We start from the raw sequence: 16,434 nt of genomic DNA, 5'->3' as shown, positions 1-16,434 counted from the left end.
CCTCGACGGCCCCCTCCCAACCTCCCCCGGGAGGGTTGCGCGGGCAAGCCCGCGCTCGGAGTGGAACACCGACCCGCGGCGGCTGGGCGAAGCGTGGCGCGATTACTCCGACAGCCTCCTAGGTCTTTTCGGGGGGTCTCGGAAGACCCCCCCGATTCACCCCTCTCGGGTTGGGTGGGTGGGCGCGGCGGCACAGCCGCCGCTCGGAGCGCCCCTCGATGCACCACGCGCTTGGTGGTCGGCGTCGGGCTACTCCGAGACACTCCTGATATGGGATGACCTGTCAGGTTTGTCCCGCGCGACGCGCTGGCCCGCCTGGTAGACATCGAGCACCTGCCAGAGCGCGCCGAGGTCGCGGGTGGGGTCGCCGGCGACGACCAGCAGGTCCGCCTGGCGACCGGCGGCCAGCCGGCCGGCCGCCTCGCCCACGCCGATCGAGTCGGCGGCCCCCGACGTGCCGGCCACGATGGCCTCGCCGTAGGACAGGCCGGCCTCGGCCAGCATGCGGATCTCGTGGACGAATTCGCCGGGCGCGTACCATCCCCACGGCGAATCCGACCCGGCGGTCATCCGGACGCCCGCCCGAGCCATCTTCCCGATGGCTTCCACCCGGACGTCGAGCGCGCGCTTGGACGATTCGAGCTGGGCCAGGCGCTCGGGCGCGAGGCGTCCCTCGCGCTCCTGCTTGGCGGTGAGCCGCTCGATGGTGGCCTTGACGATGTAGAGCGTCGGGTTGACCCAGGCGCCGCCGGCGACCAGGCGGTCGACGAGATCGGAGCGGAACCGATAGGTACCGTCGGGCTCGGCAAAGACACAGTGGATGATCATGTCCACCTCGGCGTCGAGGCAGACCTCGACCCCGCCCGCCGAGGTGCAGTGGGCGGCGGTGAGCCGGCCGAGCCGGTGAGCCTCGTCGGTGATGGCGCGGAGCTCGGCGAGGGTATAGGTAACGCGGTTCGGGTCCGAGGTCCGGGTGCTCCCGCCGGTGGCCACGATCTTGATGTAATCGGCGCCTTCCTTGAGGAGCTTCCGTACCTCGGCCCGCACGCCGTCCTCGCCGTCGGCCTCGGAGCCGAAGTACCACATGTGGCCGCCGGTGGCCGTGACCGGCCGGCCGCAGATCACCAGACGGGGCCCGGCGGCCAGGCCCCGGCGGATGCCTTCGCGCAGGGAGAAGGCGACGCGGTGCTTGGCCCCGTTCTCGCGGGCCGTGGTCACGCCAGAGTGAAGCACCGTCCGCGCGTTGGCGGCGGCCTGGAGGAGCAGGATGTCGTCGTCCTCTCTGGCGACGTCGTCGCCGAGCGTGCCATCGCCGGGCGCGACCAGGTGGGTGTGGGCGTCGACCAGTCCGGGAAGGATGGTCGCGTCGCCGTAGTCGAGGGTCTGAGCGGGGGCGCCCTCCGGCGCCCGGATCTCCCCCTGGCGGCCGATCCGGACGATGCGGCCGTTCTCGACCAGCAGCGCCGCGTGCTCGAGCGGGGGTCCGGTGCCCCCGTTCAGCAGACGGTCAGCCGTGAGGAGGATGAACGCGCGGGGTGGCTCGGCCATGTGATCTCTCCTCAGAATCGCCGCCGCTTGTAGAAGAGCAGCTCCCGGTACCCCTGGGGCAGGTTGTCCAGGTGCCCGCTGGGGACGAAGCCGAGCGCCCGGTGCATCTGGATGGCCGCTGCGTTGGTCTCCTCGGTCGAGGAGAAGAGCCGGGGGCTCGGACTGCGGGCCTCGAGCGCCGCGTAGAGCGCCCGCGCCACGCCGCGCCGACGGTCGTCCGGCCGCACGCTGACAAGCGTGACGAACGTGCAGGCGAACCAGTCGGTCCGGTAGGCCAGGAAGCCCACGAGGTCATCGCTCCGCGTGGCCACCAGGAGCTGCTGGCGGTCGGACGCGGCCTGGACGAACGGGCCGGCCCGGGTCGGGCCGATGACGGCCTCGGCGAGGTCGATGCACGACGCCACGTCTTCAGGACGGGCCGCCCGGACGTCGATCATCGGTCGCGCCTCCGCCACGGTCAGGGCCCGCCGGGCGGCCCGGCGGTCTCGGCCCGCTCGGCCGAGGGGGAGGGCCGCGCGGGCTCGGGCACGAGCTGGTGGAAGAGGCTCGACTCGCGCTTGTAGAAGCCTTCGGTGTGAAAAGAATCGGCCAGGCGCAACAGCTCGTAGTCGAGGTGGTGGCAGAGCTCGTGGAGGAAGGTCCGGAGGAAGGTGCGGAAGGCGACGACGCGCCGCTGGCGAGCCGTCCGCATCCACAGCTGGACGGTCGGCGGTCGGGTCCGCTGGGCGGTCGTGTAGAGGCCCTGGAGCTCGCCCCACCGGCCGTGCGGCCGGGCGCTCAGGACCTCCAGGCGACAGGGCCGGACGCCGAGAACCTCGGTGAGGGCGGTATGGAGGTGCTGGGCGGCGGCCTGCACCGCCGTCCGCTCCTCGGCCTGGAGCGCGGCGGCCAGTCCGTCGACGAGCGGTCGCAGGGCGGATGCGCCGGGCAGCCGGAGGCTCGTCACCTCGTCGCTCTGGCGGTAGATCCGCTGCTGGGCGCGGGTCAGGCGGTCGTAGTACGCGAAGGGCACGTCAACCGCTGAGAGACGGTGACCCCCGGGCCGCGGATGGCGTTACCCGCAGTGAACGAGAACGTTCCCGTCACGCCATGAGTCCCTCCGTGTCGTGAGGTCGCCGACGTGCGCAGGATGGCGTCAGGACGTGCCGGTGTCAAGCCGGGGCCTGTCCAGGCCCGGCCACTCAGCCGCTCGTCGAGTAGGCGCAGCGGCCGATCGCCACCATGGCGCCCTTGGCGTCGCGCAACTCGACGTCGGCGACGCCCACCGTCCGCCCGACCTTCACCGCGCGCGCCACCGCCGTGAGGTCTCCCCGGAGCGCCGGGCGAAGATAGTCCACCCGCAGGTCGATGGTGGGAACCCAGCGCCCCAGCCTGGAGGCCACCGCGTAGTCTCCGGCGATGTCGATGAGCGCCGAGAGGATACCGCCGTGGTACCAGTCGGAGTCTTCGGCCCGGCGGAAGTCGTCCCGCCAGGGCAGGCGCATCTCGACCACGCCCGGCTCGGCCCGGACCAGCTGGAGCCCGATCAGGCGGTGGAAGGGCGAGTGATCGACCGAGAGCTCCACGGGGGACTGTTCCTTGGGCGGCCGGCTCACTGTGCGGACTCGAAAGATCTCGCCGAGGTTTTCCGGCAGCATTACGCCCGTGCTAGGGGCGGATCACGACCTTGCCGCTAGCTCCGGGTGTGCGCCATCTCGGCGGCGACGAGGATCGCCTCGACCATGCTCTCCGGATTGGCGGTCCCCTTGCCGGCGCGATCGAACGCCGTGCCGTGGTCCACCGAGACGCGCAGGATGGGCAGGCCCACGGTGACGTTGACGCCGCTCATCCCGGTCCAGGCCTTGGTGGCGTCGTCGTAGCGGAACCCGAGCGTCTTGACCGGGACGTGTCCCTGATCGTGGTACATCGCCACCACGCAGTCGAACTCGCCGCCGCGGGCCCGGCTCATCACCGTGTCGGCCGGGTAGGGGCCGGTAGCGTCGATGCCCCCGGCGCGGGCGTCGGCGATGGCGGGGCCGATGGCCACCTGCTCCTCGTCGCCGAACAGGCCGCGCTCGCCGGCGTGAGGGTTGAGCCCGCAGACCGCGACGCGCGGCGCATCGATGCCGAGGCGTCGCATCGCCTCGTGACCGAGCCGGATGGTGCGAAGGACCCGCTCGCGCGTCACCAGCTCGGGCACCCGCCTGAGCGCCACGTGGGTGGTCACGTGGATGACGCGGAGCTCGCGACCCATGAGGAGCATCGCGTAGGTCCGGGTGCCCGTGAGCTCGGCCAGGATCTCGGTGTGACCCGAGTGAGTGAGGCCGGCGGCCGCCAGCGCTTCCTTGTTGATCGGACCGGTGACGATGCCGTCGATCTCGCGGGCCAGCGCCAGCTCGACGGCGCGCCGGATGTACTCGTAGGCCGCCTGGCCGCACATCCCGCTGACCCGGCCGAACGCGAAGGCGGCCGGGTCCACGTTGGCGAGGTCGAGGACCTCGATCACGTCGTGGGCCCAGTCGGCCTCCCGGACCCGGGCGACCGGCCGGACCGCGAGGGTGAGCCCGGAGAGCCGCGCGGCCTCGGCCAGGGTGCGGGCGTCGCCGATGACGAGGGGACGGGCGGCCTTCCGCACGAGTGGATCGGCCAGCGCCCTGGCGGCGATCTCGGGGCCGACGCCGGCCGGATCGCCCATCGTGATGCCGAGGACCGGTGTGCTCACGCGCAAGCCTCCCACACTCGCCGGAGGGTGTCGGGGTCGCCGAACCCACCCGCCTTCGTGATCACCGTGAGCCCGTCGAACGGGCCGCCCAGGAGCGTCCCGAGGGCAAGGCCGGGCTCGAGCTGGCCGGCGAGCGCGATGCCGCGCGCACCGAGCCTTCGACACACGCTAATGGCCGTCTCGCCACCGGTCAAGAGGAGGGTGGCGGGCGTGATCCGCTCGACGTGGTCCCGCGCGGTCTGGACGAGAGCGGCCACCGTGGCCGCGCGTCGAGCGGGATCGTCGGCGGACGCCTGGGCGCCGGCGGCGACGAAGGTCGCATCCTCCACCGGGAGAGGACCCTCGCCGCTCAGCCAGGTGCCGCGGGCGCCACGCGCCTCCAGCCGCGCGAGCTGGGCGTGGGTCACCGGATGGGCGCTGCCCGACACCACCAGGAGGGGCCGCCGCAGGCGGATCGACGTCCGGGAGCCGCCGGGCTGCCGGGCGGCGAGCGCCGCGGCGAGCCCGGCCGAGCCGGCGAGGAGCGGCGGCGGATGGGCGGTGACGCCGGCCAGGACCGCCAGGTCGGTGTCGGTCTCGGCGTCGCAGACGAGGGCCCCTCCGGCGCGGCCCGGCTCGCGCGCGAGACGGGCGGCCAGGGCGGCCGGTCCCCGCCGCACGGTCGCCAGCGGGATCAAGCCGATCGGGCGCGGGCCGGTCTCACCCAGCAAGGCGAGCACGTCGGCGCCCGTCGCGGGGAATGCGGGATCGCGGGCGACGGCGGTATCCGCCGCGTCGATGCCGCCGATGCGCAGGCGACCCTCGACGACGGTGCGGCGCTGGGCGGGAAACGCAGGCGCCAGGATCGCGCACGGCCGGCGCGCGCCCTCGAGGGCGCCCGCCAGCTCGGCGGCGACGGCGCCGCGGAGCGTCGAGTCCACCTTCTTGTAGAGCACCGCCGGAGCGCACTCGGCGAGGCGCGCGACCGCCGCGCGGGCCCGCCCGCGGGCCTCGGCCGCCGGCAGCTCACGGCTCTCCGTATCGAGAACGAGAACATCGGGCGGAGCCGCGGGGATGGCGGCTTCGGGAAAGAGGACCAGCGTCCGGAGGCCGCGCCCCGCGAAGGGAGCCCCGGTATCGCAGGCGCCGGTGAGGTCGTCGGCCTGGATCCCGGCCTGCACGACGGAAGGCATGCCGCCACTCTGTACCGGGGCCTTCCGGGGCTGTCAAGCAGGCGCGGCGACCAGGCGGTCCGGGCGGGAGGCCGATCAGTCTGTCGAGATGGGCGCGTCGGGGGCCGATGCGGACCGCTCGCCGGACGGCAGCTCGATCACGAACGCCACGCCGTGCGCGCCGTTCTCGGCCCAGATGCGGCCGCCGTGGGCGGTGACGATCCCCTGGCACACCGACAGACCGAGGCCGGCGCCTCGGCCTACGTCCTTCGTGGTGAAGAACGGATCGAAGATCCGGGACAGGACGGCCTCGCCGATCGGGGACCCGGAGTTTTCGATCCGGATCTGCAGGTGGTCGGTCCCGGTCCAGCTCGCCAGACGGATCAGCCGGCCCTGACCCTCCGGCGTCGCCTTCACGGCGTCGAGGGCGTTGTCGAGGATGTTGCCGAAGACCTGGCCGAGCTGCTGGGCATCTCCCTGGATCACCGGGAGCTGGGTGAGCTGGTCGACGAGCTGGATCCGGTCGAGCGCGAGATCGTCGGCCCGCTCGGCGACGGCGTCGCGGAGGAGCCGGGTCACATCGGTCGGCCCGAGCTCGGGAGGCTGGGCCCGGACGAAAGCGAGGAGCTCCTTGACGATTCGGGCCGCGCGGTAGGCGGCGTGGAGGATCCGGTCCACGCGCTCGCCCTGGGTGGGTGTCAGGCGCTCGCGGCGGAGCAGAAGCTCGGCGTTGCCGACGATGGCGGCCAGCGGGTTGTTGATCTCGTGCGCGGTGCCGGCCGCCAGGCGCCCCACCGCGGAGAGCTTCTCGGTCTGGACGAGCTGGGCTTGCGCCTCGCGCAGCTCCTCGAGCTCTCGGCTCAGCGTGCTGTAGACGCGGGCGTTCCGGATCGCGATCGCGACGCGACGGGCGAAGCGCTCGGCGCGCTGCACCTCGGCGGCGTCGAACTGGGCGCCGCGCCGCGAGAAGACGAGGGCGCCCACCACCGTGGAGCCGGCGATCAGCGGCACGGCCATGCTCGTCAGGAGCCGGCGCCGCTCGCCCTCCAGGGAGTAGCGTGCATAGAGCGGCTCGCTCTCGCGGCCGCTCGCCGTCACCGGCCCACCCTCCGCGATGGCGCGCCCGGCCAGTGTGCCGTCCGGGCGGACGGGGAACCCCGAGAGCTGGCCGGCCGGATCACCGGAGACGGCGCCCACGGCGAGGAGCCCGGTGTCGGGATCGAGCAGCTCGGCCGCGACTGTGTGGGCCCGGCAGAGACGGGTCGCGTGCTCGACGACCCGCGTGAGCACCACGCGCCGGTCGAGCGAGGTGGCGATGTCGTCGCTGACCTCGAAGAGGAGCGCGGCCTCGCCCAGCTCGGCCTCGACATCCGTGAGCCGCGCGCGGTAGACGGCGGCGCTATCCTCGTGGCGCTGGGCGAGGTCGACCGGCGTCCCCGGCGGTGCCGACCGGATGCCCCGGGCGCGGAGGAGATCGGTGACCAGGACGTAGATCTCCGCGCTCGGGGCGCGGGTAGGGACGGGGACGAGCAGGACCGGACGGTTCCCCTCCAGCGTCGCGGCGACGACCATCGGGTGGGAAGCCTGGACGGCCTGGGCCAGCGCCTCGATCGTCGCGTCGGCCGTGTGGGGGGCGAGGAACTCGCGCAAGGGCCGCTCGAGGGCCGACTCCCGCGGACGCGCGATGAGCCGTTCGATTCCCGGGGTGGCCGTCCGGATGACCCAGCCGGCGTCGAGGCCGACCAGGGCGCCCAACGAGTCCAGCGCCTGCTCGGCGATCACCTGGGCCGTGGGGACCCGGAGGCCTCGGCGGAGGGCGCCTCCCGGGCGCGATGTCAGGCCCTCTTCGGTTTTCACCCGGTTCTGCCTCCGGTCATCGGCTCGGCCCGATCCCGGGCCGCTGCCCTTTGCCCTCGCCCAGCCAGAATGACGTGTCCTACAGCAATTCAGATACCAGGGGGGGTCGAGGGAGCCCGGGCACGCCGCGGGCAGCTTCGGTCAGCTTCCAGCCGTCGGGACATGAACTTCTGGGGCGCGACCCCTACTGGACCCTCGGGCCGGGGAACTCCCGGGTGAGAATCCCGGATTCGGGCTGTATCGATGGAGCCACGGGCTGTTCGGCGCCCGACGGCGTGACCCGAGGGGGGGAGCCCGGCGGGCGCGTGCTATGATGGCTGCCGCGCGCAGTCTCGAGGGGGGTTCTCCCATGGCGACGTCTCCCAGCCGCCGGCCGGCGGAGTCGACGAGTCGGGCAGGGGCGTGCAATCCGTCGCGGCCCTGATCGGGACGCCGGGCCGTCCGGGCGACCGGCTGCCCGCCCTTCGCCTCCGCGCCCGGACCCAGTCCCGCTACTCGGCGAACCGCATTCACGACGACACGGTGGCCAGGACCTACGGCTATGCGGCGGGACTGATCGCCGGGACCACCATCTACGGCTTCATGACCCGCCCGCTCCTCGCGGCGTGGGGTCCGGACTGGCTCGCTCGGGGCAGCGCCCGCGTCCGCTTCATGCGGCCCATCTACGACGGCGACGAGGTGTGCGTGGAGACCCGGGTGATCGCGCGATCGGGGGGGGCGGCCGCCGGGGAGATCGTGGTCGAGGTCTTGGCCTCGACGCGGGACCGAGAGCCGGCGGCGACGGCGATCGCCGGCCTCGCCTGGGGGGCGCCCCCGGTGATCCCGGACCCGGGTGGCTATCCCGCCGGACCCCTCCCGGCGGTGCGGATGGAGGTCACGCCCGATCGGCTGCGGCGCCTCGATCCGCTCGGGTCGCCCGTGCTCGAGCTGGAGGCGGCGGAGATCGAGCGCTACGCGCGCGAGCTCGATGACCCTTCCGTCCTCTACCGCGGTCCGCTGGCCCTCGCGCACCCGGGTCTCCTCCTTCAGCAGGCGAACCGCGCGCTGTCGGAGAACGTCGCCCTCGGCCCCTGGGTCCACGTCTCGAGCGACCTCGCCCACTGTGGGGTGGCCCGGACCGGCCAGCGGCTCACGACGCGGGGACGCGTCGTCGCCGAGTACGAGCGGAAGGGGCACCGCTTCGTCGAGCTCGAGGCGCTGATCGTCGCCGGCGAGGCGGATCCGGTCCTGCACGTGCGGCACACGGCGATCTGGCAGCTCGGCCGGGAAGGACGGGGGCGGAGCGGGTGAAGCCTCCGCGGCTCGGCATCGTGACGATCGGGCAGACCCCACGGACGGACGTCGTCCCCGAGATGGCGGAGGTCCTGGGCCCGGGCATCGAGATTCTCGAGCGTGGCGCCCTCGACGGGATGGACGTGCGGGGCGTGCCGGCGCTGGCCCCGGGCCCGGGCGACGAGGTCCTGGTGACGCGCCTCCGGGGTGGGGCCAGCGTGTTCGTCGCGCAGCGGCACATCGTGCCGCGCGTCCAGGCGTGCCTGACCGATCTGGACCGGGCGGGAGTCGCGATGAGCGCGGTGCTCTGCACTGGGGTCTTTCCCGGGCTCGCGTCGGCGGCGCCGCTCCTCTCCCCGGATCGCCTGCTGCTGGGCGTCTTGCGCGCTCTCGCCTGGTCGGGCCGACTCGGCGTCCTCGCGCCGTCGACCGCCCACCTTCCGCAGACCGCCGCCCGCTGGCGTGGCTACGGGTTCGACCCGGTCCTGGCCGTGCTGTCGCCGTACGACGAGGCGAACCCGGCCGCCCTGGCCCTGGCGGCCGAGGCGCTCGGCGGCGGCGAGGCCGGGCTGATCGTGCTCGACTGCATGGGGTATCGGCGGAAGACCAAAGAGGAGCTGCGCGGGCTCCTCGGGGTCCCCGTGCTGCAGCCGAACCTGCTCCTGGCCCGCGTGGCCGCCGAGCTGCTCGGGGCATAACCCGGGCCCGCGGGCCGCGTTCTGGCCGGGGTCGCGTCACCGTGCTAGAATCGCGGCCGGTTTGCTTCCTGCCGCCAGCGCCTGAGATCCGGATCGAGGGAGGACGCCCGCGTGCGTGAACTGGCCCGGCGCATCGACGCGTTTCAGAATCGGTTCGGCCGGGCCGTCTCCTGGCTGACGTTCGGCATGGTCATGGTGGTCTTCGGCGACGTGGTCTTCCGCTACGTCTTCAACCGGAGCTGGGTGTTCATCCAGGAGCTGGAGTGGCACCTCTTCGGGATCGTCTACCTCCTGGCGGCCGGCTACACGATGCTGTACAACGAGCACGTCCGGGTGGACATCCTCTACGCCAGGCTCTCGCCGCGGAGGAAGGCCTGGGTTGACTTCGTCCTCCTCTGGGTCTTCTTCTTTCCCTCCTGCTTGCTCGTCATCTACACGACCTGGCCCTTCGTGAAGAATTCCATGGCCGTCAACGAGGGCTCACCCGACCCCGGCGGCATCCCGGGTCGCTGGGCGCTGAAGTCCGTCATCATCATCGCCTTCGCTCTGCTTGTCATGCAGGGCATCTCTCAGGCCATCAAGAACTTCTATTGGGCGATGGGCTGGGAGGAGCCGGAACAACGGGTGCCGGAGATCCACTGATGTTCGGCATTCCCTGGGACCAGACCCTCGGGGCGCTGATGTTCGTGGGGATGATCGTCTTCCTGTTCTTCGGCTTCCCGGTCGCCTTCAGCCTGACGTTCACCGGGCTTCTGTTCGGCTTGATCGGCTTCGGCCTGCCGTTCTTCGACCTGCTCCCGCTGCGGATCTGGGGGACGATGACGAATTTCACGCTCCTGGCGGTGCCCCTGTTCGTCTTCATGGGAGTGGCCCTCGAGAAGTCGGGCCTGGCCGAGGAGCTATTGGAGACGATGGCCCTGCTCTTCGGCCGGCTCCGGGGAGGGATCGCGATCTCGGTGGTGGTGGTCGGCGCGATCCTGGCGGCGTCGACCGGCATCGTGGGGGCTAGCGTCATCACCATGGGGCTGGTGTCGCTCCCGACGATGCTGCGGCGCCGGTACGACAAGCAGGTCATCACGGGCACGATCTGCGCGTCGGGGACCCTCGGCCAGATCATCCCGCCCAGTGTGATCCTCATCCTGCTCGGCGACATCCTGGGCGTCTCGGTCGGCGATCTCTACATCGGCGCCTTCCTGCCGGGCTTCGTGCTGGTCGGGCTCTACATCGTCTACCTGTTCATCCTGGGCCAGCTGAAGCCGCACCTCGCCCCACCCATCCCCAAGGAGGAGATCGCGGCGTTCCAGGCCGAGGCGCTCAAGCGGGTGGCGATCGCGCTGGCCCCCGCCCTGATCCTCATCGTCGCCGTGCTGGGGTCCATTTTCATGGGCGTGGCTTCGCCGACCGAGGGGGCCGGGGTGGGGGCCATGGGGGGTCTGCTCCTGACGGTGGCGAAGGGCCGGTTTTCCGTGGCCATGCTGAAGGACGTGATGCGGACGACGACCCGCATCACGAGCCTGGCCTTCATCATCCTGGTGGGCGCCAACACCTTCGGGCTGGTCTTGCGGGGCCTGAACGGGGACAGGCTGATCCAGGACATACTGCTGCACCTGCCCTTCGGCGCCTACGGCGTGCTGGCCGTCGTCATGTTCGTGATCTTCCTTCTGGGGTTCTTCATCGACTTCTTCGAGATCTGCTTCATCCACGTCCCGATCCTGACGCCCGTCCTGGTCCAGCACTTCCACTTCGACCCGGTCTGGCTCGGCGTCGTCATCGGGGTGAATCTCCAGACTTCCTTCCTCACGCCGCCCTTCGGCTTTGCCCTGTTCTACCTGCGCGGGGTGGCCCCGCCCGAGATCACGACCGGCGACATCTACCGGGGGGTGATCCCGTTCATCGCCCTCCAGCTCATCGGGTTGACCCTCATCATCGCCTTTCCGGACATCGTCTTCAGCCTGATCCGCGTCTTCCGCGGCTGAGATTCCCCGGGAGGGGGCTCCGCCTCTCCCGGTCAAAACAAACGGCGGAGCCGGAGGGCTCCGCCGTTCTCGGCGGGTGCGATCGGGGAGGGCGCGCTCAGAGCGTGGCGAGGTTGTAGTAGGGGCCTTCCGAGATCCGGTTCCAGTCCGTGATATAGGCCTGGAACTTGTTGTAGGATTCGTACACCTTCTTGGCTATCGGGCTCTTCTCGGACTCCTCCTTGTTCACGTCGGTGGCGAGCTTCTTGAGCTCCTTCAGGACCTCGGCCGGGAACGGCACGATCTCCACCTTGCCCTTGAAGTCGGTGCGGAGCTTCTGGAGCGCGAGGCCGTTCTTCGCCTCGTACTCCATGAACTCGAAGGTGTGCATCGAGGCCGCGGCGTAATCGAGGATGTGCTGGAACTCGGTCGGGAGCCCGTCGTACGCCTTCTTGTTGAAGACGAACTCGCCCGTCGTCCCCAGCTCGTGCCAGCCGGGGTAATAGTAGTAGCGCGCGGTCTGGTGAAGGCCGAGCTTCATGTCGTCGTGGGGGCCGACCCACTCGGAGGCGTCGATGACGCCGCGCTCGAGAGCGGTGTAGATCTCGCCGCCCGGCGTCAGCACCACGGTGCCGCCCGCTTTGGCCACGACCTTGCCGCCGAGACCGGGAATCCGCATCTTCAGACCCTTGTAGTCGGCGATCGTGTTGATCTTCTTTCGGAACCAGCCGCCCATCTGGACGCCGGTGGACGCCGAGGGCCGGGGGACGAGGTTGAAGGGCTTGTACGTCTCCTCCCAGAGCTTGAGCCCGTCGCCGTAGTAGTACCAAGCCATGGTGCCCTGGGCGTTGAGGCCGAAGGGCACGGCCGTGAACCACTGGGTGGCCGGCTCCTTGCCCGCCCAGTAGTAGGCGGCCGAGTTGTACATCTCGATCGTGCCCTGCGAGCAGGCGTCGAAGACGCCGAAGGCGGGGATGAGCTCGCCGGCCGCGAAGACCTGGATCTTCAGCCGCCCGCCGCTCATCTCCTCCACGATCTTGGCGAAGCGCTGGGCGTTGCCCTGGAGGATGTCCAGCGCCGGCGTCCAACTCGTCGCCATCCGCCACTGGAACCTTTGCTGGGCGATGACGTTCGGCGCCTCGACGGCCGCCGCCCCACCCGCCGCGACCAGCGCGCCGCCGGCTTTGAGGATGAACTTGCGTCGCTCCATGGAGACCTCCGTCGTGAGGGTAAAGGGGCCGGGGACTGCGCCAACCAAGGGTGACGCGATGATAGCACCCGGGCCGCTGGAGGGTCAATGTCGCCCGGCGACCACGACGAGCCTTGACAGCAAAAGTCCGGGAGGGGCTAAATAGCGCCGGAGCCGCCTCTTGAGCCGACCCGCGCCCAGCCATACCCCGACCAGGCGCCACCTGCTGGCCACCGCCGGTGCGGCCGCGCTGGCGGCCGGGCTCGGGCCGACGGTGTTCGTCCCGCGGGCCCGGGCCCGATCCCAGACTCTGAAGATCTGCCAGTGGACCCACGTCGTTCCGGCCTTCGACGAGTGGTTCGACCAGAAGCTGGTCCGGGAGTGGGGCGAGCGCCACGGCGTGAAGGTCGACGTGGAGCACCTGCCGGTGAGCGACCTGCAGGCCCGGGCAGCGGTCGAGGTCTCCGCCCGGAACGGGCACGATCTGTTCGGCTTCCTGGCCCCGCCGGCCGGCTACGAGGAGCACGCGCTCCCGCTCAACGACGTGGTGGCCGACTGCGAGCAGCGGTTCGGCAAGCTCGTCCCCCTCGCCCACAAGGCGACCTATAACCCGAGGACCAAGAAGTACTTCGCGTTCGCCGACAACTGGGTGCCCAATCCCCTGCACTATCGGACCGACTGGTGGGGTGACGTCGGCGTCAAGCCGGACTCCTGGGAGGCGATCCGGGACGGCGCCCGGAAGATCAAGGAGAAGCACGGGGCCTACGCGGGCTTCGGGCTGGCCCCCGAGCTCGACAGCAACATGTCCCTGCGCGGGCTCCTGTGGTCGTACGGCGCCAGCGAGCAGGACGAGACCGGCCGGGTGGCCATCAACTCTCGGGCGACCGTGGAAGCGGTCAAGCTGATGACCGCGATCTTCAAGGAGTCGATGACGCCCGAAGTCTTCCGGTGGGATCCCTCGTCCAACAACCGCTTCTACGTGTATGGCCGCGGCTCGATCATCCAGAACGCCATCTCCGCGCTCCGTACCACCGAGCAGCAGAACCCGGACGTCGCCAGGAAGACCGGCCTGGCCCCGCCGGCGGCCGGTCCCGTCGCGCGGCTCGCCTCCCAGCACCTCCTCCATGCCTACGTCGTCTGGCGATTCGCCGCGAATCCGGACCTGGCCAAGCGCTTCCTGGTGGACCTGGTGGCCGCCTCCGACGACGCCTTCCGGACGAGCCTCTTCTACAACTTCCCGGCCTATCCGCGGGCGGTCGCCGACCTCCGCGCCAAGCTCGCCGCCGACAAGCAGAGCCCGCACGCCTACTCGATGCTGGCCGAGGCGGAGCGGTGGAGCGCCTGTCCGGGGTATCCGGGGCACCTGACGGCGGCCATCGAGGAAGTCGTCAACAGCTCCATCGTTCCCCACATGTTCGCGCGGGCGGCGCGAGGCGAGCAGACGCCCGAGACATCCGTCCGGCAGGCGGAGGCCGAGATGAAGCGCATCTTCGCCAGGTGGGCCCGCTGAGCGGGCGCTCCCGCCCCAGGCTGAGCTGAGCGCGAGGTCGCGCCATGCTGGACACGACGATCGTCGGTAGCCTTCCGAAGCCGGCCTGGCTCGCCACTCCGAACGTTCTGTGGGCCCCCTGGCGCCTCCCCTCCGAAACCCTGCCCGAGGGCAAGCGCGACGCCGTCCTCCTGGCCCTGCGCGACCAGGAGCAGGCGGGCATCGACATCGTGACGGACGGCGAGCAGTCGCGCCAGCACTTCGTCCACGGCTTCGTGGAGGGCCTGGAGGGAGTCGATTCCGGCCGGCGAGCCTTCATCGGGATTCGCGGCGACCGCTACAAGGCCGAAGTGCCCACCGTGGTCGGGCCGGTCCGGCGGCGGGCGTCGATCCACGGCGCCGAGGTCCGGTGGGCTCGCGCCCACACGACGCGCCGTCTCAAGTGGACGATTCCGGGACCGATGACCGTCGTCGATACGCTGGCCGACGAGCACTACGGTGACCGGGCCCGGGTGGCCCTGGACGTCGCCGCCGCCATCAACGCCGAGGCCCGCGAGCTCGTCACGGCCGGCGTCGACGTCATCCAGCTCGACGAGCCGGCCTTCAACGTCGACGCCTACGCGGACGCGGTGCAGGCGTGGGGCGTCGAGGCTCTGGAGCGGGCCATCGACGGCCTCCGCTGCAAGACCGCCGTGCACATCTGCTATGGCTACGGGATTCGGGCCAACATCGAGTGGAAGGCGTCGCTGGGCCTCGAGTGGCGCCAGTACGAGCGGACGTTCCCCCTGCTGGCGCGGAGCCGGATCGATCAGGTGTCGGTCGAGGTCACCAATTCGCGGGTGCCGCTCGCGCTGCTCGGCCTGCTGGAGGCCAAGGACGTCCTCGTCGGGGTCATCGACGTCGCCATCGAGCGGGTGGAGACGCCGGAGGAGGTCGCCGCCACGATCCGACGGGTGATCGAGGTCGTGCCGCCGGAGCGCCTCTACCCCTGCACCAATTGCGGGATGGCGCCGCTGCCGCGAGACGTGGCTCGCGGGAAGCTCATGGCCTTGGGCCGGGGCGCGGCCATCGTGCGCGCGGAGCTCGGGGGGGTCTAGAGTGTGGGAGGGGGCCTCGACGGCCCCCTCCCAGACCCACCCCCAGAGGAAAATTGCGCGGGCAAGCCCGCGCTCGGAGTGGACGAACAACCGTGAGGGTTGATAGACGCGTGTCGCGTGGTTACTCCGACAGCCTAGTCCGGATGAGGCCGGGCGGATCCGCTGCCTCACCCAGGGTAGCCCCGTGAAGCGGCTCGGGCTCGACCGCACCTTCTACCACTTCGACCCGGCCCGCCCGCCGGCGGTCCGGGTGGCTCCCGGCGAGGAGCTCCTGGTGGAGGTCCAGGACGCGTTCGGCGGGGAGCGGGAGATCGCCAAGGTGCCCGACCCCTGGACGCCCGAGTGGGAAGGCCACCCCACGCCGCCGGCGACCGGGCCCGTCTACGTCGAGGGCGCCGAGCCGGGACAGACGCTGGTGGTCGACATCCTCGAGATCCGGACCGGGTCGGAGGGGTTCGTCGCGATCCAGCGGAACGCGGGGTTCCTGCCTCAACGCTTTCCGACGCCCCGGATGAAGCGGGTCGCGATCAAGGACGGCCTGGTGCTCTTCGACGGCATCCGGGTGCCGGTCTACCCGAACTTCGGGACCTTCTCGACGACCCCGGCGACCGGCGGCCGCGCCGGCATCGCCGGTTTCCACGGGGGGGACCTCGACCAGAAGCCGATCGCGGCGGGGCACCGGGTCTTCCTGCCCGTGTTCGTGCCGGGCGCGCTCTTCGGACTCGGCGATCCTCACGCGGTGATCTCGGACGGCATCGCCTGCGGGACCGGCGTCGAGTGCGCGGCCACGGCGCGCCTTCGGTTCGGGCTGCTCGCGCGCCCGGTCGCGCGGCCGCGCATCGAGACGGCCGACGCGCTCCACCTGGTCGGCTTCGGACCCGACCTCGACACCGCCGCCCGCGACGCGATCGAGCAGGGGATCACGTACCTGGCGAGCGAGAAGGGCATGGATGCCGAGGACGCCTACATGCTGCTCTCGCTCGTCGGCGACCTGGTGGTCGGCACCTCACCCCGCCCCATCATGGGCGTGCGGCTCGTCATCCCGAAGCCGATCCTGAGCCAGCTGGGCGGCTCTGGCCGGCCCCCGGAGATCGCATGATGCGACGAGCCCTCCTCCGGTCCATGGCGTGAGTGGGCGCTGTCTGGCGAGCGCCGGTGTCCTGGTCACGGCCGGACTGCTGGCGCTCACCAGGCTCGCCGACGGCCAGCTCGAGATGGTGCCGGGCGCCGACGCCATCTTCGCGGGCCGCGGCGTGGCGATTCTCTGGGGGGTGGTGCTGGGACCCGACGAGACGCGGACCCAGGTGGTCCTCCGGATCGAGCGGCTCGATCCCGGGGCCCCGTGGCGCCTCGTGAGCGTCGAGGCGGTCGACTCCTTCTCGGGCCAGCGGGAGTGGGTGCGGCTCGCCGCCGACCTCGGGACCGACCGCGCCGTCACGGTGGAGATGTCACGCGAGAGCTTCGTCGCCAAGCCGAG

General features: G+C 71.4%; 16 protein-coding genes. 8 read left to right on the top strand and 8 right to left on the bottom strand.

Annotated elements, in window-relative coordinates; all coding sequences use genetic code 11:
- Window positions 1–249: 249 nt before the first annotated feature.
- The 7 genes from VGW35_06320 to VGW35_06290 all read right to left on the bottom strand — a co-directional run bounded on the left by VGW35_06320 (window position 250) and on the right by VGW35_06290 (window position 7,257).
- The gene (locus VGW35_06320; protein ID HEV8307266.1) at window positions 250–1,548 is read right to left on the bottom strand and encodes an amidohydrolase family protein; all 1,299 of its coding nucleotides are present in this window, start codon (window positions 1,546–1,548) and stop codon (window positions 250–252) included.
- Between the two features lie 11 nt (window positions 1,549–1,559).
- Window positions 1,560–1,985 carry a GNAT family N-acetyltransferase gene (locus VGW35_06315; protein ID HEV8307265.1) on the bottom strand — a complete coding sequence of 142 codons (426 nt, stop codon included), beginning with the start codon at window positions 1,983–1,985 and terminating at the stop codon, window positions 1,560–1,562.
- 20 nt (window positions 1,986–2,005) lie between these two features.
- A complete protein-coding gene (locus VGW35_06310) occupies window positions 2,006–2,560 on the bottom strand; it encodes a hypothetical protein (protein HEV8307264.1) in 555 nt (184 codons plus the stop codon).
- 169 nt (window positions 2,561–2,729) lie between these two features.
- A complete protein-coding gene (locus VGW35_06305) occupies window positions 2,730–3,143 on the bottom strand; it encodes a PaaI family thioesterase (GenBank protein HEV8307263.1) in 414 nt (137 codons plus the stop codon).
- 77 nt (window positions 3,144–3,220) lie between these two features.
- Window positions 3,221–4,249, bottom strand: coding sequence for a 4-hydroxythreonine-4-phosphate dehydrogenase PdxA (gene pdxA, locus VGW35_06300; GenBank protein HEV8307262.1), 1,029 nt, complete (start codon window positions 4,247–4,249; stop codon window positions 3,221–3,223).
- Window positions 4,246–5,421 (bottom strand): four-carbon acid sugar kinase family protein, encoded by a 1,176-nt coding sequence (locus VGW35_06295; GenBank protein ID HEV8307261.1) that lies wholly within the window; start codon window positions 5,419–5,421, stop codon window positions 4,246–4,248. Before VGW35_06295 ends, pdxA begins: the two co-directional genes overlap by 4 nt.
- 75 nt (window positions 5,422–5,496) lie before the next feature.
- A complete protein-coding gene (locus VGW35_06290; GenBank protein HEV8307260.1) occupies window positions 5,497–7,257 on the bottom strand; it encodes a GAF domain-containing sensor histidine kinase in 1,761 nt (586 codons plus the stop codon).
- A gap of 402 nt (window positions 7,258–7,659) precedes the next feature.
- Between VGW35_06290 and VGW35_06285 the strand changes: the two genes are divergently transcribed.
- The 4 genes from VGW35_06285 to VGW35_06270 all read left to right on the top strand — a co-directional run bounded on the left by VGW35_06285 (window position 7,660) and on the right by VGW35_06270 (window position 11,203).
- Window positions 7,660–8,547 carry a MaoC family dehydratase gene (locus VGW35_06285; protein HEV8307259.1) on the top strand — a complete coding sequence of 296 codons (888 nt, stop codon included), beginning with the start codon at window positions 7,660–7,662 and terminating at the stop codon, window positions 8,545–8,547.
- Window positions 8,544–9,227, top strand: a complete 684-nt coding sequence (locus tag VGW35_06280) for an AroM family protein (protein HEV8307258.1) — start codon at window positions 8,544–8,546, stop codon at window positions 9,225–9,227. Before VGW35_06285 ends, VGW35_06280 begins: the two co-directional genes overlap by 4 nt.
- Before the next feature lie 111 nt (window positions 9,228–9,338).
- Window positions 9,339–9,869 carry a TRAP transporter small permease subunit gene (locus VGW35_06275; GenBank protein ID HEV8307257.1) on the top strand — a complete coding sequence of 177 codons (531 nt, stop codon included), beginning with the start codon at window positions 9,339–9,341 and terminating at the stop codon, window positions 9,867–9,869.
- The gene (locus tag VGW35_06270; GenBank protein HEV8307256.1) at window positions 9,869–11,203 is read left to right on the top strand and encodes a TRAP transporter large permease subunit; all 1,335 of its coding nucleotides are present in this window, start codon (window positions 9,869–9,871) and stop codon (window positions 11,201–11,203) included. The genes VGW35_06275 and VGW35_06270 overlap by 1 nt, the downstream gene beginning before the upstream one ends.
- A gap of 97 nt (window positions 11,204–11,300) precedes the next feature.
- Here the strand turns inward: VGW35_06270 and VGW35_06265 are convergent, their stop codons facing one another.
- Window positions 11,301–12,392: an ABC transporter substrate-binding protein gene (locus VGW35_06265; GenBank protein HEV8307255.1), complete on the bottom strand. Its 1,092-nt coding sequence runs from the start codon at window positions 12,390–12,392 to the stop codon at window positions 11,301–11,303.
- Window positions 12,393–12,552: 160 nt separating this feature from the next.
- On the opposite strand from VGW35_06265, the gene VGW35_06260 reads away from it, so the two are divergent.
- The 4 genes from VGW35_06260 to VGW35_06245 form a co-directional block, all read left to right on the top strand.
- Window positions 12,553–13,881, top strand: a complete 1,329-nt coding sequence (locus VGW35_06260) for an extracellular solute-binding protein (GenBank protein HEV8307254.1) — start codon at window positions 12,553–12,555, stop codon at window positions 13,879–13,881.
- A 44-nt stretch (window positions 13,882–13,925) separates the two neighbouring features.
- Window positions 13,926–14,957: a methionine synthase gene (locus VGW35_06255; GenBank protein HEV8307253.1), complete on the top strand. Its 1,032-nt coding sequence runs from the start codon at window positions 13,926–13,928 to the stop codon at window positions 14,955–14,957.
- 184 nt (window positions 14,958–15,141) lie between these two features.
- The gene (locus tag VGW35_06250) at window positions 15,142–16,056 is read left to right on the top strand and encodes an acetamidase/formamidase family protein (protein ID HEV8307252.1); all 915 of its coding nucleotides are present in this window, start codon (window positions 15,142–15,144) and stop codon (window positions 16,054–16,056) included.
- 28 nt (window positions 16,057–16,084) lie between these two features.
- Window positions 16,085–16,434, top strand: a 350-nt coding sequence (locus tag VGW35_06245; protein ID HEV8307251.1) for a hypothetical protein, incomplete at its 3' end; no start/stop codon positions are given.

Source organism: Candidatus Methylomirabilota bacterium (assembly GCA_036005065.1).
In the GTDB taxonomy this organism is placed as follows: domain Bacteria; phylum Methylomirabilota; class Methylomirabilia; order Rokubacteriales; family DASRDR01; genus DASYQW01.
This window is presented reverse-complemented; position numbering and strand designations above follow the sequence as displayed.

Bases quoted from the DNA above. Each gene is read 5' to 3' on its own strand.
- VGW35_06320 (HEV8307266.1), bottom strand. From the start codon at position 1,548: ATGGCCGAGCCACCCCGCGCGTTCATCCTCCTCACGGCTGACCGTCTG.
- VGW35_06265 (HEV8307255.1), bottom strand. From the start codon at position 12,392: ATGGAGCGACGCAAGTTCATCCTCAAAGCCGGCGGCGCGCTGGTCGCG.
- VGW35_06295 (HEV8307261.1), bottom strand. From the start codon at position 5,421: ATGCCTTCCGTCGTGCAGGCCGGGATCCAGGCCGACGACCTCACCGGC.
- VGW35_06255 (HEV8307253.1), top strand. From the start codon at position 13,926: ATGCTGGACACGACGATCGTCGGTAGCCTTCCGAAGCCGGCCTGGCTC.
- VGW35_06315 (HEV8307265.1), bottom strand. From the start codon at position 1,985: ATGATCGACGTCCGGGCGGCCCGTCCTGAAGACGTGGCGTCGTGCATC.
- VGW35_06270 (HEV8307256.1), top strand. From the start codon at position 9,869: ATGTTCGGCATTCCCTGGGACCAGACCCTCGGGGCGCTGATGTTCGTG.